The organism is Kitasatospora griseola, assembly GCF_044999035.1.
In the GTDB taxonomy this organism is placed as follows: Bacteria; Actinomycetota; Actinomycetes; order Streptomycetales; family Streptomycetaceae; genus Kitasatospora; species Kitasatospora griseola.
In genome coordinates, this window is sequence record NZ_CP173360.1 from 991,041 (window position 1) to 1,013,230 (window position 22,190).

Annotated in this window: 17 protein-coding genes and 1 riboswitch; of the genes, 10 read left to right on the forward strand and 7 right to left on the reverse strand. The window is 74.5% G+C overall.

The genetic code is table 11. From position 1 onward, the window contains the following. On the reverse strand, window positions 1-1,122 hold the full coding sequence (locus ACI1MP_RS04890; RefSeq protein ID WP_404867817.1) for an alpha/beta hydrolase family protein: 1,122 nt from the start codon (window positions 1,120-1,122) through the stop codon (window positions 1-3). A 217-nt stretch (window positions 1,123-1,339) separates the two neighbouring features. Here ACI1MP_RS04890 and ACI1MP_RS04895 point away from each other — a divergent pair, with 217 nt between their 5' ends. The 4 genes from ACI1MP_RS04895 (at window position 1,340) to cobM (ending at window position 5,419) form a co-directional block, all read left to right on the forward strand. Continuing rightward, window positions 1,340-1,786 carry a MarR family winged helix-turn-helix transcriptional regulator gene (locus ACI1MP_RS04895; RefSeq protein ID WP_404867818.1) on the forward strand — a complete coding sequence of 149 codons (447 nt, stop codon included), beginning with the start codon at window positions 1,340-1,342 and terminating at the stop codon, window positions 1,784-1,786. Window positions 1,787-2,035: 249 nt separating this feature from the next. Continuing rightward, window positions 2,036-3,292: an IS4 family transposase gene (locus ACI1MP_RS04900; RefSeq protein WP_404867819.1), complete on the forward strand. Its 1,257-nt coding sequence runs from the start codon at window positions 2,036-2,038 to the stop codon at window positions 3,290-3,292. A 124-nt stretch (window positions 3,293-3,416) separates the two neighbouring features. Further along, on the forward strand, window positions 3,417-4,682 hold the full coding sequence (gene cbiE, locus ACI1MP_RS04905; protein ID WP_404867820.1) for a precorrin-6y C5,15-methyltransferase (decarboxylating) subunit CbiE: 1,266 nt from the start codon (window positions 3,417-3,419) through the stop codon (window positions 4,680-4,682). Beyond that, window positions 4,679-5,419 carry a precorrin-4 C(11)-methyltransferase gene (gene cobM, locus ACI1MP_RS04910; protein WP_100584790.1) on the forward strand — a complete coding sequence of 247 codons (741 nt, stop codon included), beginning with the start codon at window positions 4,679-4,681 and terminating at the stop codon, window positions 5,417-5,419. Before cbiE ends, cobM begins: the two co-directional genes overlap by 4 nt. Window positions 5,420-5,577: 158 nt before the next feature. On the opposite strand, the gene ACI1MP_RS04915 is transcribed toward cobM, so the two are convergent. Genes ACI1MP_RS04915 through ACI1MP_RS04925 form a run of 3 tightly spaced genes read right to left on the reverse strand, consistent with a single transcriptional unit; the run spans window position 5,578 to window position 9,204 of the window. After that, complete coding sequence (locus tag ACI1MP_RS04915) at window positions 5,578-6,207, reverse strand: bifunctional 4-hydroxy-2-oxoglutarate aldolase/2-dehydro-3-deoxy-phosphogluconate aldolase (protein ID WP_380332665.1); 630 nt, start codon at window positions 6,205-6,207, stop codon at window positions 5,578-5,580. 52 nt (window positions 6,208-6,259) lie between these two features. Beyond that, entirely contained in the window at window positions 6,260-7,870 is a 1,611-nt protein-coding gene (locus ACI1MP_RS04920) for an amidohydrolase family protein (protein ID WP_380332668.1), read from the reverse strand. Further along, a complete protein-coding gene (locus ACI1MP_RS04925; protein WP_380332671.1) occupies window positions 7,870-9,204 on the reverse strand; it encodes an alanine racemase in 1,335 nt (444 codons plus the stop codon). Before ACI1MP_RS04925 ends, ACI1MP_RS04920 begins: the two co-directional genes overlap by 1 nt. Before the next feature lie 247 nt (window positions 9,205-9,451). Here ACI1MP_RS04925 and ACI1MP_RS04930 point away from each other — a divergent pair, with 247 nt between their 5' ends. The 4 genes from ACI1MP_RS04930 (at window position 9,452) to ACI1MP_RS04945 (ending at window position 12,662) form a co-directional block, all read left to right on the forward strand. Next, window positions 9,452-10,582: a sugar kinase gene (locus tag ACI1MP_RS04930; protein WP_404867821.1), complete on the forward strand. Its 1,131-nt coding sequence runs from the start codon at window positions 9,452-9,454 to the stop codon at window positions 10,580-10,582. Then, window positions 10,579-11,337: an IclR family transcriptional regulator gene (locus ACI1MP_RS04935; RefSeq protein WP_404867822.1), complete on the forward strand. Its 759-nt coding sequence runs from the start codon at window positions 10,579-10,581 to the stop codon at window positions 11,335-11,337. Before ACI1MP_RS04930 ends, ACI1MP_RS04935 begins: the two co-directional genes overlap by 4 nt. 32 nt (window positions 11,338-11,369) lie before the next feature. Further along, window positions 11,370-11,780 (forward strand): RidA family protein, encoded by a 411-nt coding sequence (locus ACI1MP_RS04940; RefSeq protein WP_380332680.1) that lies wholly within the window; start codon window positions 11,370-11,372, stop codon window positions 11,778-11,780. A 141-nt stretch (window positions 11,781-11,921) separates the two neighbouring features. Then, a complete protein-coding gene (locus ACI1MP_RS04945; protein WP_100584796.1) occupies window positions 11,922-12,662 on the forward strand; it encodes a cobalt-precorrin-6A reductase in 741 nt (246 codons plus the stop codon). A 16-nt stretch (window positions 12,663-12,678) separates the two neighbouring features. Here ACI1MP_RS04945 and ACI1MP_RS04950 read toward each other — a convergent pair whose 3' ends face one another. Genes ACI1MP_RS04950 through ACI1MP_RS04960 form a run of 3 tightly spaced genes read right to left on the reverse strand, consistent with a single transcriptional unit; the run spans window position 12,679 to window position 16,198 of the window. Beyond that, window positions 12,679-14,238, reverse strand: coding sequence for a precorrin-2 C(20)-methyltransferase (locus tag ACI1MP_RS04950; protein WP_404867823.1), 1,560 nt, complete (start codon window positions 14,236-14,238; stop codon window positions 12,679-12,681). Beyond that, the gene (locus tag ACI1MP_RS04955) at window positions 14,235-14,861 is read right to left on the reverse strand and encodes a precorrin-8X methylmutase (protein ID WP_043911352.1); all 627 of its coding nucleotides are present in this window, start codon (window positions 14,859-14,861) and stop codon (window positions 14,235-14,237) included. Before ACI1MP_RS04955 ends, ACI1MP_RS04950 begins: the two co-directional genes overlap by 4 nt. Then, window positions 14,858-16,198 carry a hypothetical protein gene (locus ACI1MP_RS04960; protein ID WP_404867824.1) on the reverse strand — a complete coding sequence of 447 codons (1,341 nt, stop codon included), beginning with the start codon at window positions 16,196-16,198 and terminating at the stop codon, window positions 14,858-14,860. Before ACI1MP_RS04960 ends, ACI1MP_RS04955 begins: the two co-directional genes overlap by 4 nt. A 193-nt stretch (window positions 16,199-16,391) precedes the next feature. After that, window positions 16,392-16,530, forward strand: a riboswitch (cobalamin riboswitch). A gap of 169 nt (window positions 16,531-16,699) precedes the next feature. Here ACI1MP_RS04960 and cobN point away from each other — a divergent pair. Together cobN and lnt are read left to right on the forward strand one after the other, a co-directional pair. Next, window positions 16,700-20,308 (forward strand): cobaltochelatase subunit CobN, encoded by a 3,609-nt coding sequence (gene cobN, locus ACI1MP_RS04965; protein ID WP_404867825.1) that lies wholly within the window; start codon window positions 16,700-16,702, stop codon window positions 20,306-20,308. Between the two features lie 187 nt (window positions 20,309-20,495). Then, complete coding sequence (gene lnt / locus ACI1MP_RS04970; protein ID WP_404867826.1) at window positions 20,496-22,055, forward strand: apolipoprotein N-acyltransferase; 1,560 nt, start codon at window positions 20,496-20,498, stop codon at window positions 22,053-22,055. Window positions 22,056-22,190: the final 135 nt, after the last annotated feature.

The window sequence follows — 22,190 nt, forward strand, 5'->3', positions numbered from 1 at the left end:
TCATATCGCCAGCAGCGCCTCGACCAGCCAGTCGGCGGTGTCGGGCAACCAGTCCGCCGGCGCGTTGCCGAGCAGGTGGTTGCCGTACGGCACGTGCAGCACCTCGGCGTGCGGGAGGTCGGCGGCGAGCGCCTCCGCGTTGGTCATACCGGGGATCCGGTCGTCGCCGCCCTCGACCAGCAGCAGCGGGCCGCGCAGCTGCGGCGCGAGCGCGGCCAAGTCCAGGCGGTCGGCGAAGTCGCGGGCGGCGTCCGGGCCGCCGCACCGCAGGCCGAGGGTGGCGGTGACGAACGGGACGAACCTGTCCCACTCCAGCCGGTACGGGCCGCTGACCAGCACCGCCGCCCGCACCCGCCGGTCATGGGCGGCGACCGCCGCGGCGAGGTACCCGCCCAGGCTGAGGCCGACCACGGCGATCCGCCCGAGGTCGAGGCCCCACCCGTCGGCGGCGGGGTCGACCTCGGCGAGCGCGTCCAGGGCCCGGGCGACGGCTTCCCGGTGGCCGGTCGCGTCCAGCACCGTCCCGGCGCCCATCACACCCTGGCCGGGCCCGTCGATCGCCAGGACGGCGACGCCACGGGCGAGCATCGCGTCCGCGACGGCGTGGAACTCCTCCTTCGCGGAGTCCATCCCGGGGATCACCACCGCAACGGGAAAGCGCTTGCCGTTCGCCTCCGCGTCCGCGTGTCCGCCCACCTGCGGGCCCGCGTCCGCCGGTGTCCGCAGCCAACCCGCGAAGCCGTCGCCGGACAGGCGGCGCGCCTGCGGTTCGAGCAGGGCCAGCGACTGCTCCATCGACCGGTCCGCATCCCTCGCCAGCTCGGCGGCCCGCGCCCGGTCGGGGTCGGGGATCAGGCCCGCGAGGTGGAACCACCGGGCGGCCAGCCGGTGGCGCTCGCCGGCTGTCCGGGTCCGACCGCGGCCCGCGGCCCGCTCGGCGGCGGCGCGGTGCCGGAGTGCGGCCGCGCGGCAGGCCTCGGGCCACTGCAGCAGGGACTCCAGGGATGCGGTGACCCGGTCGTACTCGTAGAGGTCGACGCCCGCGCCGTTGGCCCTCGGGCGGGTCTTGGCGACGAAGCCGGCGGCCATGCCGGGGGCGGAGAGGAAGGAGAGGTCGGTCATCGGTGTGCGGTCCTCCGGGACACAGTCGTCAGCCGAACTGACAGATCGACAAATCAACATCGAAACGCGGGCAGGTCCGGGGACGGCAACGGCGCAGCGCTCCGCTCCCCCTCAAGCTCAAGCTCAAGCTCAAGCTCAAGCTCAACACCACGATCATCATCAACACATTGATGACTGTCAACGCCAATACGGTGGGCAGGCCTTGTAGCATCGCCGCATGGGAATGCCTGCCAGTGACCGCCTCGGCATCGATCTGCACCTCGCCGACCAGGAACTGCTGGCCGCGAAGCGCATCGCGGTCGAGCCCGCCGGGCTGACGGTGCCCCAGTACGCGGCGCTGTTCGTGCTCGCCGAGAACGCGGGCATCAGCGGTGCCGCACTCGCCCGGGCCTGTCAGGTCACGCCGCAGGCGATGGCCGTGCTGCTCCGCCACCTGACCGATCGCGGCCTGGTGGAGCGCGCCCCGCACCGCTGGCACCGCAACATCCTGGAGACCCGCCTCACCGACCGCGGCCGCGCCGCCCTGGAACTCGCCGACGACCGCTCCAGCGCCGTCGAGCAGGCCCTGCACGCCGAGTTCACCCCCGCCGAACGCGACCACCTCCGCCAACTCCTGGCCCGCGCCACCAGCGCGCTCCGCCGCGCCGCGGACGCCCTCGACTGACCGGCTCGCGGCACCGCCACCGGTCCGGTGCGAACGGAACGAGCGGCATTCCACGACCGGCTGGGCGCAGCGCGCGCCGACATCCGAGCAGGCCGACCGCAACCTCGCGAACTTCGCCCCGCCGAGCCGTCACCGCCGCCGCTCCTCTCCCCGCTCCCCTCCCCGTTCCCCCTCCCCTCGAAGGCCCGGCCCCACCGAGGTGCTCACGGGCGCCGGTGACTTCGGTGCGCGCAACTCGTTGAACGGGTCGTGCCAGTACCAGGGCAGTCCGGACCACCGCCCCACCCGCTCACCGACGTCCGGCCCGCGGAGCGGGCCGCTCTCGGCGGGCTGACCCGCGCCTTCCCGCCCGAGCTGATCGACCAGGTGCTGCTCGACTGCGGGCGGGTCGAGCAGCGCAGTCGACTGCTGCCGGCCCGCGTGGTGGTCTATTTCGTGCTGGCGATGGGCATGTTCGCCGAGCGCGGCTACCCGGAGGTCGCCCGGCTGCTGGTCAACGACCTGGAGCGGGAGCGTTGGTGGCCGCACGGCAGGCAGGTGCCGACCGCCGCCGCGATCGGCCGGGCCCGGCTGCGGCTCGGGCCGGAGCCGCTGCGCCGCCTGTTCCAGCAGACGTGTCCGCCGCCGGCCGCCTCCACCACCGCCGACGCCTGGTACCGCGGCCGCCGGCTGGTCGCGCTGGACGGCACGATCCTGGACGTCCCGGACACGCCGCCGAACGCCGCGCACTTCGGCCGGTCGCTCGGCGCCGCCGCCCGGACCGCGCCGCGAACTCCCGCCCGCGCCGGCCGATCCACGCTCCAGGAGCCGGTCAGCTACCCGCAGGCCCGGGTCAGCGCCCTGATCGAGTGCGGCACCAATAGGGCGCTCGCGGCCGATGTCGGTCCGCTCTCGACCCATGAGCGGGCCCTCGCCGAGGCGATCTACCCGACGTTGACCCGCGACATGCTGGTCCTCGCCGACCGAGGCACGACCGACCCGGCGACCTGGCAGGCCGCCCGCGCGGGCGGCGCCGACCTGCTCTGGCAGGTGCCGGGTCATCTCCGACTCCCGCTCACCGCACGGCTGGAGGACGGCTCCCACCTGACCGGTCCGGCCACGGCCTCCGATCCGACCGGTCCGGCGGCCCCGACCGTTCCGATCGTCCCGACCGATCGGGGGCGTGAACGCGTCTGCCCGGCACAGGTCCGGGTCATCGACTACACGCTCGACACCGATCGCCTGGGCGCCCCGCCCCACCGTCTGCTGACCAGCATCCTCGACCCGGCCGCCGCCCCGGCGGCCGATCTCGCCGCCCGCTACGCCCAGCAGTCCCGCAGCGGGGCGGCGCTCGACCACCTGACGCCTCCTCATCCGGCGCGCACCCTGCGTTCCCGCCACCCCGACGGCATCGAGCAGGAGATCTTCGCCCTGCTGCTCCTGCACCGCGCCTTCCCCGCCTCACCCGGCGCGGTGCCCACCGCCCCGGTGCCGCCCGCGGTCCAGCTGGTGTCCGAGCCTCGCTGAGGGCTTCCGCACGCCCCGGTGTGGCCAATGTCGCACCGTGGATCTCCGCAGCTCGTGGGGGGTGTGGCGGCCGGCTGCGGGTAGGCTGCGGCTGCCCGTCCCCCGAGCTGTGAGGAGTTTGCGCGTGTCTGCGATCACCGTGGTGGGGGTCGGTGCGGACGGCTGGCCGGGGCTGTCCCGGGCCGCCCGGGAGGCGTTGACCGCGGCGGAGGCCGTACTGGGCGGGCCGCGGCAGTTGGCGCTGCTGCCGGTCGAGGTGACGGCGGATCGGGTGCCGTGGCCGTCGCCGTTGCGGCCGTCGGTGCCGGGCCTGGTGGCCCGTTTCGCGGGGCGGCGGTTGGTGGTGCTGGCGAGCGGCGATCCGATGTTCTACGGGATCGGCCGGACGCTGATCGAGTGCGGTGTGCCGGCCGGGTCGCTGCGGGTACTGCCGCATCCGTCGTCGGTGTCGCTGGCGTGCGCCCGGCTGGGCTGGCCGGTGGAGGAGACCGAGGTGGTGACGCTGGTCGGCCGCGCCCCCGAGGCGCTGCACGCGGCGCTCTACCACGGCCGCCGAATACTTGTCCTGAGCAAGGACGCCTCGACGCCGGCCCTGGTCGCGAAGCTGCTGACGGACCGCGGATTCGGGCCGAGCCGGATGCAGGTGCTGGAGCAACTCGGCGGCCCCACCGAGGCGTTGTACGAGGGCGTGGCGGACGGCTGGTCGCTGCCGCCGGGTGATCCGCTGAACGTGCTGGCGATCGACTGCGCGGCCGCCGACCCGAACGCGCCGCGCCAGCAGCTGACTTCCGGACTGCGCGACGAACTCTTCGAATCCGATGGTCAGTTGACGAAGCGTCATATTCGTGCGGCGACGCTCGCGGCGCTCGGCCCGGCCCCGGGCGAACTGCTCTGGGACATCGGCGGCGGCTCGGGTTCGATCGGCATCGAATGGCTGCGGGCGCACCGCAGTTGCCGGGCCGTCAGCGTGGAGCGCGACCCGGTGCGCGCCGAGCGGATCGTCCGCAACGCGGCAGCGCTGGGGGTGCCGCGGTTGCAGGTGGTGCAGGGCGCGGCGCCGGCGGCGCTGGCCGAACTCCCCGTCCCGGAAGCGGTGTTCGTCGGCGGTGGGCTGACCGTGCCCGGTGTGCTGGAGGCCTGCTGGGCGGCGTTGCGCCCGGGTGGGCGGCTGGTGGCGAACACGGTGACGCTGGAGTCGGAGGCCCTGCTCACGCAGTGGTACCGGCGCTGCGGCGGGGAGTTGGTGAAGCTGAGCGTCGCGCACGCGGTGCCGGTGGGCGGGTTCACGGGGTGGCGGCAGGCGATGCCGGTCACTCAGTGGAGCGTCGTCAAGGGCGGCGACGCCGGGGTGTCCGGCGCGGCCGAGGAAGTCGGAGGAGCAGCGAAGTGACGGTCTTTTTCATCGGTGCGGGGCCGGGTGCGGCCGATCTGATCACGGTGCGCGGCCAGCGCACGCTGGCGCGTTGCGGGGTGTGCCTGTACGCGGGGAGCCTGGTGCCGCAGGAGTTGCTGGCCGACTGCCCGCCGGGGGCGCGACTGGTGGACACCGCGAACCTGGACCTGGACCAGATCATCGCGGAGATCGTCCGGGCGCACCGCGAGGGCCAGGACGTGGCGCGGCTGCACTCGGGCGACCCGTCGGTGTTCTCGGCGATGGCCGAGCAGATGCGTCGCCTGGACGCGGCGGACATCCCGTACGAGGTGGTGCCGGGCGTTCCGGCGTTCGCGGCGGCCGCGGCGGCCCTGAAGCGCGAGTTGACCGTCCCGACGGTCGGCCAGACAGTGATCCTGACCCGGGTGGCCCGGCAGGCGACGCCGATGCCGCCAGGCGAGGAGCTGGCCGTCCTCGGCCGGAGCGGCGCCCTGCTGGTCCTGCACCTGGCGGCCCGCTACGTGGACAGCGTGGTGGAGGAACTCCTCCCGCACTACGGGCCGGACTGCCCGGCCGCGGTGGTGGCGATGGCCAGCCGTCCGGACGAGTTGGTGCTGCGCGGCACCCTCGGCGACATCGCCGTCCAGGTGAAGGCCGCGGGCGTCATCCGCACGGCCGTCATCATCGTCGGCCGCACCCTGGCCGCGACCGAGTTCCGCGACAGTCACCTGTACTCCACCACCCGCAGCCGGTAAGCGCTTTCCCGCCCCTCCGCGCGGACACGAACGCACGGAGGGGCGGAGCGCAGCACGGAGCGAAGGGCAAGCACCGCTGTCCGCCCCCTCCGCCCCGCCGACGCCCCATGACGCCCCATGACGCCCCGCCGCCGCCCCCGCCGGCGACCGAGCCGCACTCAGTCGAGCGAGGCGACGAACGCCTTCGCGCGGCGGGTGATCTCGGCCCAGTCGCCGGCGGCGACGGTCTGCGGGGGGACGACGTCGGTGCCGGCGCAGACGGCGAGGGCGCCGTGGTCGAGGAAGGCCCTGGCGTTGGTGGCGTTGACGCCGCCGGAGGCGACCAGGGGGATGCCGGGGTAGGGGCCGTGCAGGTCCTTGAAGTAACCGGGGCCGAAGGCCTTCGCGGGGAAGATCTTCACGGCGGCGGCGCCGAGGTCGAGCGCATCGGCGACCTCGCTGGGCGTCAACGCGCCCATCACGACCGGGATCCCGGCCTCGCGGGCGACGGCGGCGACGGCGGGGCGCAGGCCGGGGGTGACCAGGAACCCGGCCCCGGCGTCGACGCCTTGGCGGGCCTGCTCGGCGGTGAGGACGGTCCCGACGCCGATCCGGCAGCCGGCCTTCGCGGCGGCGGCGACGTGGCGGGTCACGTCCGGTGTGGTGAAGGTGAGTTCGGTCCAGGCGATGCCGCCTTCGGCGAGCGCTTCGCACAGCGCGACCGCATCCGGGATCTCCGGTGCCCGCACCACGGCTATCACGGGCTGCGCGGTCAACGCCGCGCGCAGGTCGGTCACTTCGGTTCCCATGCTCCCCAACTCCTGTTTCCTGAAAGACGTCTGCCAATGCCTGTCCGACGGCTCATCGGTCCACCGCCCGCACCAGCCCGTCCGCGTCGCGCCGCAGGGCCCGTCCCGCCAGGTCGCCGGTCGGTTTGCCGTCGGTGAGGGCGGCGACGCCGCCGACCAGGACGTGGGCGATGCCGGCGGCGGGGCGGCGGGGGTGGTCGAAGGTGGCGGTGTCGCGGACGGTCTCCGGGTCGAAGAGGACCAGGTCGGCGTGGTGGCCGGGGCGGATCAGTCCGCGCCGGTCGAGGCGCAGCCGGCGGGCGGGGCGGCCGGTCATCCGGGCGATCGACTGTTCCAGGGTGAGGACGCCCAAGTCCCGGCTGTAGTGGGCGAGGTAGCGCGGGAAGGTGCCCCAGGCGCGGGGGTGGGGGCGGGCGCCGACGAGCAGGCCGTCGCTGCCGACGGTGTGCGCGGGGTGGCGCATGATCGCGCGGACGTTCTCCTCGTGGCCGACGTGCTGGAGGATGGTGGTGCCCAACTGGTCGGCGAGCAGCAGGCCGAAGAACGTCTCGGTGCCGGTGCGGCCCTGTTCGGCGGCGAGTTCGGAGACGGTGCGGCCGACGACGCCGGCGAGCGCGGTGTTGCGGACGCCGGAGATCTGGATGGTGTCCCAGTCGGTGACCACGCCGTGGCAGCCGTCGCTGCCGCGTTCTTCGACGTCGACGCGGATGCGTTCGCGTGCGGCGGGGTCGGCGAGTCGGGCGAGGGTGGCCTCGGGACCGCCCTCGGTGGCCCAACTGGGCAGCAGGGCGGCCAGGGTGGTGGATCCGGGCAGGTACGGATAGCTGTCGAGGGTGACGTCGATGCCGTCCGCGAGGGCGCTGTCGACCAGGGCGAGGAACTCCCCTGCGCGGCCTTCGTTGACGCCGAAGTTCATCGTGGCGTGGGTGAGGTGCAGCGGGCAGCCGGACCGCCGGGATATCTCCACCATCTCCGCGTAGCCTTCCAGCGCGCCTGCGCCGTAGGAGCGTTGGTGCGGGGCGTGGTAGCCGCCGCGGGCGGCGACGATCCGGCAGAGCTCGACGAGTTCGGCGGTGTCGGCGTACATGCCGGGCGTGTAGGTGAGGCCGGTGGACATGCCGACCGCGCCGTCGGCCAGCGCCTGGTCCAACAGGGCACGCATCCGGTCGAGTTCGGCTTCGGTGGGGCGGCGGTTGTCCCAGCCCATGGCGAGCATCCGGATGGTGCCGTGCGGGGCCAGGTAGCAGGCGTTGACGCCGATGCCCCGGTCGAGGCGGTCGAGGTACTGGCCGACGGTGCGCCAGTTCCAGTCGAAGCCGTCGGGGTCGCCGTTCCAGCCGGCGAGTTGGCGGCGCAGCGCGGAGAGGGTGGCGTCGTCGGCGGGCGCGTAGGAGAGGCCGTCCTGGCCGAGGACGTCGAGGGTGACGCCCTGGGTGAGGCGGGAGGGGTGGTCGGGTTCGACGAGCAGGCTCAGGTCGGAGTGGGCGTGCAGGTCGATGAAGCCGGGGGCGAGGACGAGGCCGTCGGCGTCGATGGTGCTGCGGGCGGTGAGGCCGGGGCCGATCTCGTCGATGCGGCCGTCGGTGACGGTGACGTCGGCGCGGCGGCGGTCGGCGCCGGTCCCGTCGACGACGGTGGCGCCGCGCAGCAGGAGGTCGGGCATCAGAAGTACGTCCTCACCAGGTCGACGACGCGCGGGTGTTGGGCGTCGGCGCGGTCGACGACGGGGATGAGGTTCCATTTGTCGAAGGCGGTGCAGGGGTGGGAGAGGCCGAGGCGGACGACGGCGCCGATCGGGGCGCTCTCGCCGGCGCCGCGCAGGAAGGTGTGCTGGTCGTTCAGGGCGGTGACCTCGGCGCCGGTCAACTCTCCGGCTCCTCGGACGAGTTGCGGTTCGGGCAGGCCTTCGTCGAACGGCAGGTCGCGCTTCCCGGCGTCCAGCAGGGCGAGTTGGGGCTCGGGGTGGGAGACGACACGGGCCCAGCCGTGCATGGCGGAGCGCAGGGGGGTGGCTCCGGTGGTGCGGGCGAGGGGGGAGATGCCGCGGTAGAAGCCGTCGTCGTGGGCGAGGTAGGCGCCGGCCCGGACGACGACCTTGGTACCGGGGAACTCCTCGGCGAGGGGCGTGAGTTCTTCGGCGACGGCGTCGAAGTAGGCGCTGCCGCCGGCGGTGACCACAGGGGTCGGGGTGAGGTAGTCGGGGGCGAGGCGGCGGTGCAGTTCGGCGAGGTCGCGCAGGTAGTCGCGGACGGTGGCCAGGGCCCGGTCGGAGGCGTCGTGGGCGAGGGCGCCTTCGTAGCCGCCGACGCCGGCCAGGCGCAGCGTGGGGGCGGCGTCCACGGCGGCGGCGACGTCGAGGGCGGCGGGGATGCCGCGGGCGCCGGTGCGGCCGCCGGGGCCGCCGAGTTCGACCAGGACTTCGACGGGGCGCTTCGCGCCGGCGGCGCGCAGCGCGGCGTCCATCTGGCGGACGCTGTCGGCGGAGTCGACCCAGGAGGTGAAGGCGAAGTCGGGGTGCCGGTCGAGTTCGGCGGCGAGCCAGGCGAGGCCGGCGGGGTCGAGCAGGGTGTTGGCGAGCAGCAGGCGCTGGACGCCGAAGGCGCGGGCGACGCGCAGCTGGGGCAGGTTGGCAAGGGTGATGGCGTGGGCGCCGGCGGCGAGTTGGGCCTGCCAGAGGGCGGGGGCCATGGTGGTCTTGCCGTGCGGGGCGAGCAGTACGTCGGCCTCGCGGCACCAGGCGGCCATGGTGCGCAGGTTGTGGTCGAGGGCGGCGGCGTCGAGGGTGAGCAGCGGGGTGCCGAGGCTGTCGAGGGTGGGGTCGGTGGCGAGCCAGTCGCGGACGGTGCGGCCCCAGGCGTCGGCGGGGACGGCTTTGAAGCGCCAGTCGAGGGTTTCGTCGGCGAGGGCGGCGACGGCGTCCCGGTCGATGCCGGGCCCGGGGGCGGGGTCCGCGAAGGAGTGGTGTCCGGTGTGCTGGTGTGCTGCCGTGTTGCTCATGGCTGTGCCTCCGTTCCGGTCCCGGCCCGCCCGACGAGCTGGGATGTTGCAACATGTGCAACCTCTATTGCGCATGTTGGTGTTACGGTTCTAGCATTCACGCCGGACGGCGGTCAACGGACCGCGACGCGGCCCGTCCCCCTTCCCACCAGGTACGCAGCACCGGAACTCACCGCCGAGCGACGGCCGCGCGGGCCGTGTTGGCGGGGGCGGGGAGCACGGGCCCGAGGGTGAGGGAGCGGGATTGATGGCGGATCAGGACGGCGGGGCGGCGACCGGCCGGGCGGTGTGCCTGGGCGAGTCGATGGCGGTGCTGCTGCCCGACCGGCCGGGACCGTTCGAGGCCGTCGGCGCGTTCCGGCCCTCGGTCGGCGGCGCCGAGTCCAATGTCGCCGCGGCGCTCGCCGGGCTCGGCGTGCCGACCGCGTGGATCAGCCGGGTCGGCGCGGACGGCTTCGGCCGCCGCCTCACCGGCGACCTGGCCGCGGCGGGGGTGGACGTCTCCGCCGTGGCGGTGGACCCGCACCGCCCCACCGGCGTCTACCTGAAGGAGACCGGCGGCTCCGACCTGCCGCACGACCTCGGCGCGGGCCGCTCCCGCCTGCACTACTACCGCGCCGGCTCGGCCGCCTCCGCGCTCTCCCCCGCCCTGCTGGACGACCCGGCGGCGGCCGCGCTGCTGGACCGCGCCCCGCTGCTGCACCTGACGGGCATCACCCCCGCCCTCTCCGACGACTGCCTGGAGCTGGTCCGCGCCCTGCTGGCCCGCCGCCGCCCCGGCCGGCTCGTCTCCTTCGACCTCAACTGGCGCCCCGCGCTGTGGCGCCGCCGCGACCCGTCGGTGCTCCCGGCCCTGCTGGACGCCGCCGACGTGCTGCTGCTGGGCGCGGACGAGGCCGAGGACGCGTTCGGCACCGGTGACCCGACCGCACTCAGAAAGCGCTTTCCCACTCCCTCCGTACTGGTCGTCAAGGACTCCGGACACCTCGTCACCGCGCTCGACCGCAACGGCGGTTCGGTCACCGAGCCCGCCCTGCACGTCGAGGTGGTGGAGCCCACCGGCGCGGGCGACGCCTTCGCGGCCGGCTACCTGGCCGGCACCCTGCGCGGCCTCGACCAGCGCTCGCGGCTGCGCCTGGGCCACCTGGCGGCGGCGAGCGCGCTGACCGCGCCCGCTGACCACGGCACCCTCCCGGACGCCCGCACGGTGGCCGCGCTGCTCGCCGCCGACGAGCGGGACTGGGCCGCGACCCGGATCTCCGCGTCCGGCATCACCTCCCCCGCGCTCGCCTCCGCCGTACCCGCCTCCCCCGCGGACGCCGGAACCCGTAACCTCCCCGAAGCCCTCGAAACCCTCGGAACATCGGGACACCCATGAGCCAGACCGTCACCCGCGCCCTGCGCCTGCTCGCCGAACTCGGCGAGGGCGAACGCTCCCTGGACCAGCTGGCCGACCTGCTCGGCGTGCACAAGACCACCGTGCTGCGGCTGCTGCAGACCCTGGAGGAGGAACGGTTCGTCCACCGCGACGCCCAGTACCGCTACCACCTGGGCGCGGGCCTGTTCGCGCTGTCCAGCCTCGCCCTGGAGCAGCGCGGCATACGGCGCACCGCCGCCCCGCACCTGGCGGAGCTGAACGCGACGACCGGCCAGACCGTGCACCTGGCCGCGTACGAGGGCGGCGAGGTGGTCTACATCGACAAGTACGACTCGCGGCACCCGGTGCGGATGTACTCCCGGATCGGGCTGCGCGCGGCGCTGCACAACACGGCCGTGGCGAAGGTCCTGCTGGCCGACCTGTCGCCGGTCGAGCGTCGCCGGGTGGTGGACACCATCGAGTTCACCGTCCACACGCCCAACACCATCACCAGCCCGCACGCGCTGCTCGCCGAACTGGAGCAGGTCGCCGCGCAGGGCTGGGCGCAGGACCACGCGGAGCACGAGGCGTTCATCAACTGTGTGGCCGCGCCGATCCGGGACGCCTCCGGCCGGGTGGTCGCCGCCGCCTCCATCTCCGTCCCGGACGTCGTCCTCCCCTACGAGCAGGTCCTCGACCTGCTCCCCCAGCTGCTCGCCTGCACCCGGGCGATCTCCGCCGACGCGGGCCTCCCCGCCCGCGGGAGCCTTTCCTGACGTATCGTCATCTTCCTTTTGGAGCACCGCACATGAGCGACAAGACCGAGATCCGCACCGACGGCGCGCCCGCCCCGGCCTGGATGTTCTCGCAGGGCGTCCGCAAGGGCCCGATCCTGCAGGTCTCCGGCCAGGGCCCGCAGGACCCGGCCACCGGCGAGTACCTCCACCACGGCGACGTGAAGGCCCAGACCCGCCGCACCCTGGAGAACGTCAAGGCCATCGTCGAGGCCGGCGGCGCCACCATCGAGGACGTCGTGATGTTCCGCGTCTACCTCACCAAGCGCGCCGACTTCCCGCTGATGAACGAGGTCTACGCCGCTTTCATCGACGAGAACATCAAGCCGGGCGGCGTCAAGCCGTGCCGTACCACCGTCTTCGTCGAACTCCCCCAGGAGCCCATGCTGGTGGAGATCGACGCCCAGGCCGTCGTCACCGACTGACGCCACTGCCGCAGCAGGCTCCGGCCGACCGCCGCGGCCGGCCACGAGAGGCTCCCGGCCGACCCGCCGGGGGCCTCTCGGCGTGCGGGCGGCCCCGGTTAGGGTGGTGTGTCCGAATCGCGTCGGCTCCGGGAGTCCGCCATGCACGTCCTGATCCTCGGCGGTACCAGTGAGGCCCGTCGGCTGGCGGAGGTGCTGGTCGCCGACCCGGCCCTGCGGGTGACGAGCTCACTGGCCGGGCGGGTGGCCCAGCCGCGGCTGCCTGCCGGGGAGGTGCGGATCGGCGGGTTCGGGGGCCCGGCCGGGCTCGCGGCCTGGCTGCGCGGGCACCGGGTGGACGTGCTGATCGACGCCACGCACCCGTTCGCCGAGACCATGAGCCGCAACGCGGCCCTGGCCGCCGCCGAGACCGGGACGCCGCTGCTGGCGCTGCGTCGTCCCAGCTGGCTGCCGCAGGACGGCGATCGGTGGCATCCGGTGCCGAGTCTGGCCGCCGCGGCCGAGGCCCTGCCCGCGCTGGGTGCCCGGGTGTTCCTGACCACCGGACGGCAGGGCATCGCCGCGTTCGCGCATCTGAACGCCCTGTGGTTCCTGGCCCGTTCGGTCGAGCCGCCGGTGTCGCCGATGCCCGCGGCCGTCGAAGTCCTGCTGGAACGTGGGCCGTTCACCCTCGACGGGGAGCGCGCACTGCTGCGGGCGCACCGCATCGACGTGCTGGTCACCAAGGACAGCGGCAGCGCCGCCACCGCCCCCAAGTTGACCGCCGCCCGCGAGCTCGGCCTGCCGGTGGTGGTCGTCCAGCGCCCGGCCGCCCCGCAGGGCGTGCAGACCGCCCCGGACGTCGCCGGGGCGGTCGACTGGCTGCGCCAGCTGGCGGGTTGAACGAACTGACGGAGCGTCAGGCCTCCGGGTAACGGCGCGGCGTCCACACCACGTCGTGCCCGCCGTCGCGCTGCACCCACTGGGTCTGGGTGGAGCCGATCAGCAGCAGGGTGCGCATGTCGACGTCGGCGGGGTCGAGTTCGGCCAGCGCGACGGTGCGGACCCGCTCGGTGGGGCCGCCGACGTCCCGGGCCAGCACCACGGGGGTCGCCGGGTCGCGGTACTCCAGCAGCAGGTCGCGCGCCGAACCCACCTGCGTGGTGCGGGACTTGGAGCCGGGGTTGTACAGCGCGAGCACCAGGTCTGCCTCGGCGGCGGCGCGCAGCCGGCGGGCGATCACCTCCCACGGCTTGAGCCGGTCGGAGAGCGAGATCACCGCGTAGTCGTGGCCGAGCGGCGCTCCGGCCCGGGACGCGGCGGCGTGCGCGGCGGTCATCCCCGGCAGGACGCGCACGGGGACGTCCCGGTAGGGGTCCTCGCAGGCGGCTTCCAGGACGGCGGTGGCCATCGCGAACACGCCCGGGTCGCCCGAGGAGACGACCGCGACGCGGCGGCCGCGACGCGCCAACTCCAGGGCGAATTCGGCGCGTACGCCCTCGACCTTGTTGTCGGAGCCGTGCCGGACCTGCCCGGCGCGGACCGGCACCCGGTCCAGGTAGGTGGTGTAGCCGACCAGGTCGGTCGCGCCGGCGAGCACCCCGCGCGCCTCGGGCGTCAGCCACAGCGGCCCGGCCGGGCCGGTCCCGACCACCACCACCTCGCCGGTCTGCGACGGCTGTTCGGCCGGGGCCGCGAACGCCTCGAACGGCTGCCCGTCGGAGTCGAGGGCGGCGACCCGGCTGGGCAGCACGGCGACCGAGAAGTACGGCACGCTGTCGGCGTCGATCTCGGCGAGCAGGCCGGTGCGTTCGCCGTCCATGGTGGCGCGCTCGACGTACCGGGCCTCGTCCAGGCGTCCGGCCCGTTCCAGGGCGCGGCGCACGGTGGGGAAGGTCCGGCCGAGCTTCATGACGACGGCGGAGTCGGTGGCGGCGAGGCGCGCGGTCAGCTCCTCCTCCGGCAGGGTGCCCGGAATGATCGTCAGCACCTCCTCGGCCTCCACCAGCGGGGTGCCCAGGCGGGCGGCGGCGGCGCTGATCGAGGTGACGCCGGGCACCACCTCGGTGGGGTAGCGGTGCGCGAGGCGCTTGTGCATGTGCTGGTACGAGCCGTAGAACAGCGGGTCGCCCTCGGCGAGGACGACGACGGTGCGCCCGGCGTCGAGGTGGGCGGCGAGCCGCTCGGACGCCTCCTGGTAGAAGTCGTCCAGTGCGCCCCGGTAGCCGCCGGGGTGGTCGGTGGTCTCCACCGTGACGGGGTACATCAGCCGCTCCTCCAGCTGACTGCCCGTCAGATAGCGCTCGGCGATGGCCCGGGCGTGCGAACGGCCGTGCCGCGCGCAGTGGTAGGCGATGACGTCGGCCCGGCCGATGAGTTCGGCGGCGCGCACCGTGATCAGCGACGGGTCGCCCGGTCCGACGCCGACGCCGTAGAGCCGACCGGTGGTCGCCGAGGAGGTTTCCTGACGGTCCGTCATTCCTGTTCGCTCGCAATCGCGTTGATCGCGGCAGCGGCTATCGCGCTGCCGCCCCGGCGGCCCCGGACCACCAGGTGTTCCAGTGCGGCCGGGTGTTCGGCCAGGGCCTGCTTGGACTCGGCGGCGCCGATGAAGCCGACCGGGACGCCGATCACTGCGGCGGGTCGGGGCGCACCGGCCTCGATCAGCTCCAGCAGGCGGAACAGCGAGGTGGGTGCGTTGCCGACGGCGACCACGGCGCCCTCCAGGCGGGGCAGCCAGAGTTCCATGGCGGCGGCGCTGCGGGTGGTGCCCATGGCGCGGGCCAGTTCGGGCACCGACGGGTCGGTGAGGGTGCAGATCACCTCGTTGTCGGCCGGCAGCCGCTTGCGGGTCACCCCGCTGGCCACCATGTTGACGTCGCACAGGATCGGCGCACCGGCGTGCAGGGCGCGCCGGGCGTCGGCGACCACGTTCGACGACCACAGCAGGTCCTCGACCAGGTCGGTCATGCCGCAGGCGTGGATCATCCGGACCGCGACCTGGGCCACGTCGGCGGGCAGCGCGGCGAGGTCGGCCTCGGCGCGGATGGTGGCGAAGGACTGGCGGTAGATGGCCGCGCCGTCCTTCTCGTAGTCGATCATGCGGTCCTCCGCCAGTCGGCATTGCGCGCCTCGGCGACTGCCTCGGCGAGGTCGTTCTCGGTCGTGTCGTTCTCGGCCGGGCCGTCCCCGGTCGGGCCGTCCCCGGTCGGGCCATTCCCGGTCATGTCGTTCCCGGCCGCCCCCTGCCCGGACGCCCCCGGCCACGTCGTCTCGCGGACGCGGCCGTCCACGGTGACGCGGTGTCCGGTGGCGGTGGCCAGCACGTCGACCCAGCGTCCGGCGGGGTGCCCGCAGCGGCGTTCGCAGCCGGACCAGTGCACGGGCAGGCCTTCGACGGGCGCGGCGGCGATCGCCCGGGCGGCCTGCGCGCGGACGTCGGCAAGCGCTTTCCCGCAACCGGGCAGGCCGGTGCAGGCGCTGACGCCTTCCCAGGGGCCGCCGGACTCCACCCGGAAGCCCGCGTCGGCGAGCCGCGGCAGCCACTGGGCCCCAGCCCCGGGCACGACGACGCCGCGCCACGGGGTGAGCCGCACGCTCCCGCCTCCGCCGCCACCCGCACCGCCCGGTCCGAGCGCGTCCGCCAGCAGCCGCCACTGCGCGCTGCTCGCCCGCCCGAACCGCAGCCCGACCGAGGCGGCGTCACCGACCGCGCCCAGCAGCGGCCGTTCGCCGACGAAGCGCGGCAGCGCCACGTCTCCGTCGGGCAGCTCGGCCTGCACTTCGCGCAGGTGCCAGGCGCGTCCGGCGGCCAGGTCGAGGAAGTGCCGGGCGGCGGCGAGCGCGGCGGGCACGGGGTGGTCGACGACGGTTCCGGTGCGGGCGCGGCCGAGGCGCAGCAGGGCGCGCCCGTCGCCGACTGCGATCAAGGTCACATCGGCGTCGAGGGCGGCGATGTCGCCGCGGCCGTCGTCCAGGGCGAACAGGAATTTGCCGGAGAGCCGGGCGGCCCACGGCGCGGCGCACAGGGCGGCGTCCAACTCCCGTACCCAGTGCGGCAGATCGACGTCGGGGCGGCCGCGTCCGTCCAGGCCGGCCAGGGGCGAGGCGGCGATGTTTCGGACGCGTTCGTGGGTGTCGGAAGGCAGCAGGCCGACGGTGCGCAGCCGTTCGGCGAGGTCGGCGGCGCACTGCTCGCGCAGGCCGCGCAGTTGGAGGTTGCCGCGGGAGGTGATCTCGACCTCGCCGTCGCCGAGCGCGTCGGCCGCGTCGGCCAGCGCCAGCAGCTGACGGTGCGTCAAGTAACCGCCGGGCAGCCGGAGTCGGGCGAGGTGGCCGTCCTCGGCGAGGTGCAGGCGGAGCGCGCCGGGGCAGGCGTCGGCGCGGCCTCGGTCGGGCCCGACGAAGGGTGCCGCGAAGGCGTCGGGTGTGGGTGGCATGGCGGCGAGCATACCCATGGCGGCGGGTCGCGCCACTGCCCCGAGTGTCGACCTCCGGTGTCGTGGGCCCGGTGAATGCCCAGCTCAGCGCGGGGTTCCGGGGTCGGCGCGGATCGGATCGGGGGCGCGTCGCAGGTCACACTCCCCCGATGCGCCGTCAACCCGTACGATGCTGGCGGGTGCCTTTCGAGGTGTCCCGGGCGCCTTTCGGGGTGTCCGCTGCCAGCGACGGCACAGCGGAGGAAGTCCGGTGAGAATCCGGTGCGGTCCCGCCACTGTGACCGCGGCTCAGTGAGCCGTGGGAGCCAGGAACTCCGGCCGTCCTCCACTGCCCGGGGCGAGGACCCCGAGGAAGGTCCGTGCCATGCGCCGTCGCATGCCCGCATCCTGGCGGGTGCCCGTGGGCTCTGTCCCCGTCGGGCCCTTCCGCGTCCTCGATCGCACCTGTGCTCCCACGACCGGGTTGTCCCCGCTGTCCGAGACGCCCGGGAGGGCTTTCGCATGATCCTGCTGCTGTCCACGTCCGACACGGACCTGCTGAGTGCCCGGGCGTCGAACGGTCCGGTGCGGTTCCGGTGGGGCAATCCGGCCCGGCTGGATCCGGCCGGGCTGCCCGAACTGCTGGACGGCGTCGAGCTGGTGGTGGTTCGGCTGCTGGGTGGGCGCCGGGCCTGGCAGGAGGGTCTGGACGCGCTGCTCGCGGGGCCGCGTCCGGTGGTGGTGCTGACGGGCGAGCAGGCGCCGGACGCCCAGTTGATGGAGTTGTCGACGGTGCCGGCGGGCATCGCCGCGGAGGCGCACGCGTACTTGGCGCACGGCGGTCCGGCGAACCTGGCGGAGCTGGGCGCGTTCCTGTCGGACACGGTGCTGCTGACCGGTCACGGTTTCGCGCCGCCGGCGTCGGCTCCGTCCTGGGGCCCGCTGGAGCGCACCGCGCACTCGTCGGAGGGGCCTTCCGTCGCGGTGCTGTACTACCGGGCGCACCACATGAGCGGCAACACGGCGTTCGTGGAGACGCTCTGCCGGGCGATCGAGGCGGAGGGCGCGCAGGCCCGGGCGTACTTCTGCGCGTCGCTGCGCGGTGCGGAGCCGGAGCTGCTGGCGGAGCTGGGCGCGGCCGACGTGATCGTGACGACGGTGCTGGCGGCGGGCGGCACCCGACCGGCCGACGCGCAGGCCGGTGGTGACGAAGAGGCTTGGGACGCGGGCGCGTTGGCGGCGTTGGACCGGCCGATCCTGCAGGCGCTGTGCCTGACCTGGTCGCGGGCGCAGTGGGAGGGCAGCGACGACGGGCTGTCGCCGTTGGACACGGCGACTCAGGTCGCCGTCCCGGAGTTCGACGGCCGGCTGATCACCGTTCCGTTCTCCTTCAAGGAGGTCGACCAGGACGGACTCACGGTGTACGCGGCGGACCCGGAACGTGCGTCGCGGGTGGCGGGCATCGCCGCGCGGCACGCCCGGCTGCGGCACACTCCGGCGTCCGAGCGCCGCCTGGCGCTGGTCCTGTCGGCTTATCCGACCAAGCATGCCCGGGTGGGCAACGCCGTCGGCCTGGACACCCCGGCGTCGGCGATCCGGCTGCTGGAGCGGCTGCGCGCGGAGGGCATGGACCTGGGCGACAGCCTGCCCGGTCTGCACACCGAGACCGAGCACCAGCACGACGGCGACGCACTGATCCACGCGCTGATCGAGGCGGGCGGCTACGACCAGGCGTGGCTGACGGAGGAGCAGCTGGCCCGCAACCCGGTGCGCATCCCGGCCGCCGACTACCGGCGCTGGTACGCCACGCTCCCGGCGGCGCTGCGCGAGCAGGTGGAGGAGCACTGGGGTCCGGCGCCGGGCGAGCTGTACGTGGACCGTTCGCAGAACCCGGACGGCGACCTCGTGCTGGCGGGTCTGCGCTCCGGCAACCTGCTGGTCCTCGTCCAGCCGCCGCGCGGGTTCGGCGAGAATCCGGTGGCGATCTACCACGACCCGGACCTGCCGCCGAGCCACCACTACCTGGCGGCGTACCGCTGGATCGCGGCGGCGCAGGAGGACGGCGGGTTCGGTGCGCACGCGGTGGTGCACCTGGGCAAGCACGGCAACCTGGAGTGGCTGCCGGGCAAGACGGCGGCGCTGTCGGCGGAGTGCGGTCCGGACGCGGCGCTCGGCGATCTCCCGCTGGTCTACCCGTTCCTGGTGAACGACCCGGGCGAGGGCACCCAGGCCAAGCGCCGGGCGCACGCCACGCTGGTCGACCACCTGGTGCCGCCGATGGCCCGCGCCGATTCGTACGGTGACATCGCGCGCCTGGAGCAGTTGCTGGACGAGCACTCGAACATCGCGGCGATGGACCCGGCGAAGCTGCCGGCGATCCGGGCGCAGATCTGGACGCTGATCCAGGCCGCCCGGCTGGACCACGATCTCGGTCTGGACGAGCGGCCGGAGGACGACGGCTTCGACGACTTCCTGCTGCACGTGGACGGCTGGCTGTGCGAGGTGAAGGACGCGCAGATCCGCGACGGCCTGCACGTGCTCGGCCAGGCCCCGAGCGGCGCCGACCGGGTCAACATCGTGCTGGCGATCCTGCGGGCGCGGCAGATCTGGGGCGGCGTCAGCGCGCTGCCGGGGCTGCGGGAGGCGCTCGGCCTGGACGAGGCGGCGCTGACGCTGGGGGCGACGGACGCCGCCGAGGCGCAGGCGCGGGCGTTGGTGGAGGCGATGGAGGCCGAGGACTGGAACCCGGCCGCCGTCGAGAAGGTCGCGGCCGGTCTGCCGGCCGCCGTGGCGGAAGTGCTCTCCTTCGCGGCCGCCCAGGTGGTGCCGCGGCTGGCGTCCACCACGGACGAGTTGGACGCGGTGCTGCACGCGCTGCAGGGCGGGTTCGTGCCGGCCGGGCCGTCGGGTTCGCCACTGCGCGGGTTGGTCAACGTGCTGCCGACCGGCCGGAACTTCTACTCGGTGGACCCGAAGGCGGTGCCGAGCCGGCTCGCCTGGGAGACCGGGCAAGCGCTTTCCGCCTCCCTGATCGAGCGGTACCGGGCCGACAACGACGGCCAGTTCCCGCCGTCGGTGGGCCTGTCGCTGTGGGGCACCTCGGCGATGCGCACCGCCGGCGACGACATCGCCGAGGCGTTCGCCCTGCTGGGCGTCCGGCCGGTCTGGGACGACGCCTCGCGCCGGGTCACCGGTCTGGAGGCGATCCCGCTCGCCGAGCTGGGCCGGCCCCGGATCGACGTGACGCTGCGCATCTCCGGCTTCTTCCGGGACGCCTTCCCGCACGTGGTGGCGCTGCTGGACGACGCGGTGCGGCTGGCGGCCCGCCAGGAGGAGCCCGCGGAGCAGAACTTCGTCCGCGCCCACGTGCAGGCGGACCTGGCCGAGCACGGTGACGAACGCCGGGCCACCGTCCGGGTGTTCGGCTCCCGCCCGGGGACGTACGGGGCGGGCCTGCTGCAGCTCATCGACAGCCGGGACTGGCGCACCGACGCGGACCTGGCCGAGGTGTACACGGTGTGGGGCGGCTACGCGTACGGCCGGGACCTGGACGGGCGACCGGCCCGGGAGGAGATGGAAAGCGCTTACCGCCGGATCACGGTGGCGGCGAAGAACACCGACACCCGCGAGCACGACATCGCCGACTCCGACGACTACTTCCAGTACCACGGCGGCATGGTGGCCACGGTGCGCGCGCTGACCGGCAGCAGCCCGGCGGCGTACATCGGCGACTCGACCCGCCCGGAGACGGTGCGCACCCGCACCCTCACCGAGGAGGCAGCCCGGGTGTTCCGGGCCCGGGTGGTGAACCCGCGCTGGCTGGAGGCGATGCGCCGGCACGGCTACAAGGGCGCGTTCGAGATGGCCGCGACGGTGGACTACCTGTTCGGCTACGACGCCACCACCGGCGTGGTCGCGGACTGGATGTACCAGAAGCTCACCGAGGAGTACGTCCTCGACCCGGTCAACCGCGAGTTCTTCGCCGAGGCCAACCCGTGGGCCCTGCACGGAATTTCGGAACGCCTGCTGGAGGCCGCCGAGCGCGGCCTGTGGGCGGAGCCGGACCCGGCGCTGCTGGCCGAGCTGCGGCAGGTCTTCCTGGAGACCGAGGGCGACCTGGAAGGCGAGTGACGGCGGAGCCCGCCACCGGGCCGGGGCTCGAAACCGGGCCGGGGCTCGAAACCGGGCCGGGTACCGACGCACGCCGGAGGTGAACGTCGGGACCCGGCCGGGGCCGGAGGTGAACGTCGGACGACACTTGACGTGCCGATGATCGCGAAGGGGTGTCTTCCGGCCCGCCCGGGCGGACAATTTCCGCATGAGCCTGCGAACCGCCCTGACCCGCCCGGCGCGCTACGGCGCGCTGGTCGCGGGCGCGCTGCCCGTCCTGACGTTCCCGGGTGCCGGCCTGGCCGCCCTGGCCTGGGTGGCGCTGGTGCCGGGGCTGCTGCTGATGCGGGCGGCGGGCACGGCGCGCGAGGCCGCGGTGCGCGGCTGGTGGTTCGGCGCGGGGTTCATCCTGACCGCCATGTACTGGCTGATCCCGTCGATCGGCCCGGCGCTGCCGCTGCTGGCGGTGGTGTTCGGGGTGCTGCAGGCACCGGTGGGCGTGGCGGTGTGGTGGCTGCTGCACGGCGAGTTGACGCTCCGCCGGTCGGCGGCGGCGCTGGTGGTCGTCCCGGCGGTGTGGGTGAGCGCCGAGTTCGCCCGGTCCTGGCATGCGCTGGGCGGGCCGTGGGCGCTGCTGGGCGCGTCCCAGTGGGAGCATCCGGCGGTCCTCGGCCTGGCCTCGGTCGGCGGGGTGTGGCTGGTGAGTTGGGCCCTCGTCACGGTCAACACGGCATTGACGTTGCTGGTGCTGGCCCGCGAGGTGCGGCTGCGGGCACTGGCGGTGACGACCGCGCTGGTCGCGGTGGTGTCGGGTCCGGCGGCGTTCGCCGCGCAGCCCGCGCCGGCGACCCGCGGTTCGGCGTCGGTGGCGCTGGTGCAGGCGGGCCAGACCACGGACGAGCGGGCCCGGTTGGAGGCGAACGTCCGGATCACCCGCTCGCTGGCGGGCCGCCCGGTGGACCTGGTGGTGTGGGGCGAGAGTTCCACCACCGCCGACCTCGACCGGGACGGCGCCACCCTCGACCGGCTGACCGCGCTGTCGCAGTCGACGGGCGCGCAGCTGCTGGTCGGCGAGGACGCCCGGAAGGCGGACGGCCGGATCTCCAAGGACGCGGTGCTGGTGGATTCCTCCGGCATCGCGGCGCGATACCGCAAGATCCGGCTGGTGCCGTTCGGCGAGTACATTCCGCTGCGTCCACTGCTGGGCTGGATCGCGGGGGTGAGTTCGGCGGCGGGCGAGAACCGGGCCCCGGGCCGTTCGGTGCACCTGCTGCCGGTGGTGGGCCAGGGCGGCCGCCCGCTGCCGGTCGGCGCGCTGATCTGCTTCGAGTCGGCGTTCCCCGACATGTCGCGCACCGCGTCCCGGCAGGGCGCCGAGCTGATCGTCTACCAGTCGGCGACCTCGACCTTCCAGTCCACCTGGGCGCCGGCGCAGCACGCCTCGCTGGGTGCGATCCGCGCGGCGGAGACCGGCCGGCCGGTGGTTCAGGCGGCGCTGACGGGCGAGTCGGTGGCGTACGACGCGCAGGGCCGCCGGCTGGCGCGGCTGACCACGGCCGAGTCGGGCGCGGTGACGGTCCACCTGTCGCCGGCCGATCCGACGGCCCGGACGTGGTACGTCCGGCTGGGCGACTGGGTGCCGTTGTCGGCGCTGGCGGTGACGGCAGCGGCCGGGGCGGCGGGCCTGCTGCCCCGGCTGCGTGAGCGCCGCCGACCGTCCGCGCCGGCCGCCCCGCCGTCCTCCGACCTGCCGTCGGCTCGGGTCTGAACTCCCCTACTGGCTCCGGGCGTTGCGGTGCTCGGCGCCCGTTCCGCCCGCACCGCCCGCCGCCCCGCCGTCCTCCGACCTGCCGTCGGCTCGGGTCTGAACTCCCCTACTGGCTCCGGGCGTTGCGGTGCTCGG

Bases quoted from the DNA above. Each gene is read 5' to 3' on its own strand.
- ACI1MP_RS04890 (WP_404867817.1), bottom strand. From the start codon at position 1,122: ATGACCGACCTCTCCTTCCTCTCCGCCCCCGGCATGGCCGCCGGCTTC.
- ACI1MP_RS04895 (WP_404867818.1), top strand. From the start codon at position 1,340: ATGGGAATGCCTGCCAGTGACCGCCTCGGCATCGATCTGCACCTCGCC.
- ACI1MP_RS04915 (WP_380332665.1), bottom strand. From the start codon at position 6,207: ATGGGAACCGAAGTGACCGACCTGCGCGCGGCGTTGACCGCGCAGCCC.
- ACI1MP_RS04920 (WP_380332668.1), bottom strand. From the start codon at position 7,870: ATGCCCGACCTCCTGCTGCGCGGCGCCACCGTCGTCGACGGGACCGGC.
- ACI1MP_RS04925 (WP_380332671.1), bottom strand. From the start codon at position 9,204: ATGAGCAACACGGCAGCACACCAGCACACCGGACACCACTCCTTCGCG.
- ACI1MP_RS04930 (WP_404867821.1), top strand. From the start codon at position 9,452: ATGGCGGATCAGGACGGCGGGGCGGCGACCGGCCGGGCGGTGTGCCTG.
- ACI1MP_RS04935 (WP_404867822.1), top strand. From the start codon at position 10,579: ATGAGCCAGACCGTCACCCGCGCCCTGCGCCTGCTCGCCGAACTCGGC.
- ACI1MP_RS04940 (WP_380332680.1), top strand. From the start codon at position 11,370: ATGAGCGACAAGACCGAGATCCGCACCGACGGCGCGCCCGCCCCGGCC.
- ACI1MP_RS04945 (WP_100584796.1), top strand. From the start codon at position 11,922: ATGCACGTCCTGATCCTCGGCGGTACCAGTGAGGCCCGTCGGCTGGCG.
- ACI1MP_RS04950 (WP_404867823.1), bottom strand. From the start codon at position 14,238: ATGACGGACCGTCAGGAAACCTCCTCGGCGACCACCGGTCGGCTCTAC.
- ACI1MP_RS04955 (WP_043911352.1), bottom strand. From the start codon at position 14,861: ATGATCGACTACGAGAAGGACGGCGCGGCCATCTACCGCCAGTCCTTC.
- ACI1MP_RS04960 (WP_404867824.1), bottom strand. From the start codon at position 16,198: ATGCCACCCACACCCGACGCCTTCGCGGCACCCTTCGTCGGGCCCGAC.
- cobN (WP_404867825.1), top strand. From the start codon at position 16,700: ATGATCCTGCTGCTGTCCACGTCCGACACGGACCTGCTGAGTGCCCGG.
- lnt (WP_404867826.1), top strand. From the start codon at position 20,496: ATGAGCCTGCGAACCGCCCTGACCCGCCCGGCGCGCTACGGCGCGCTG.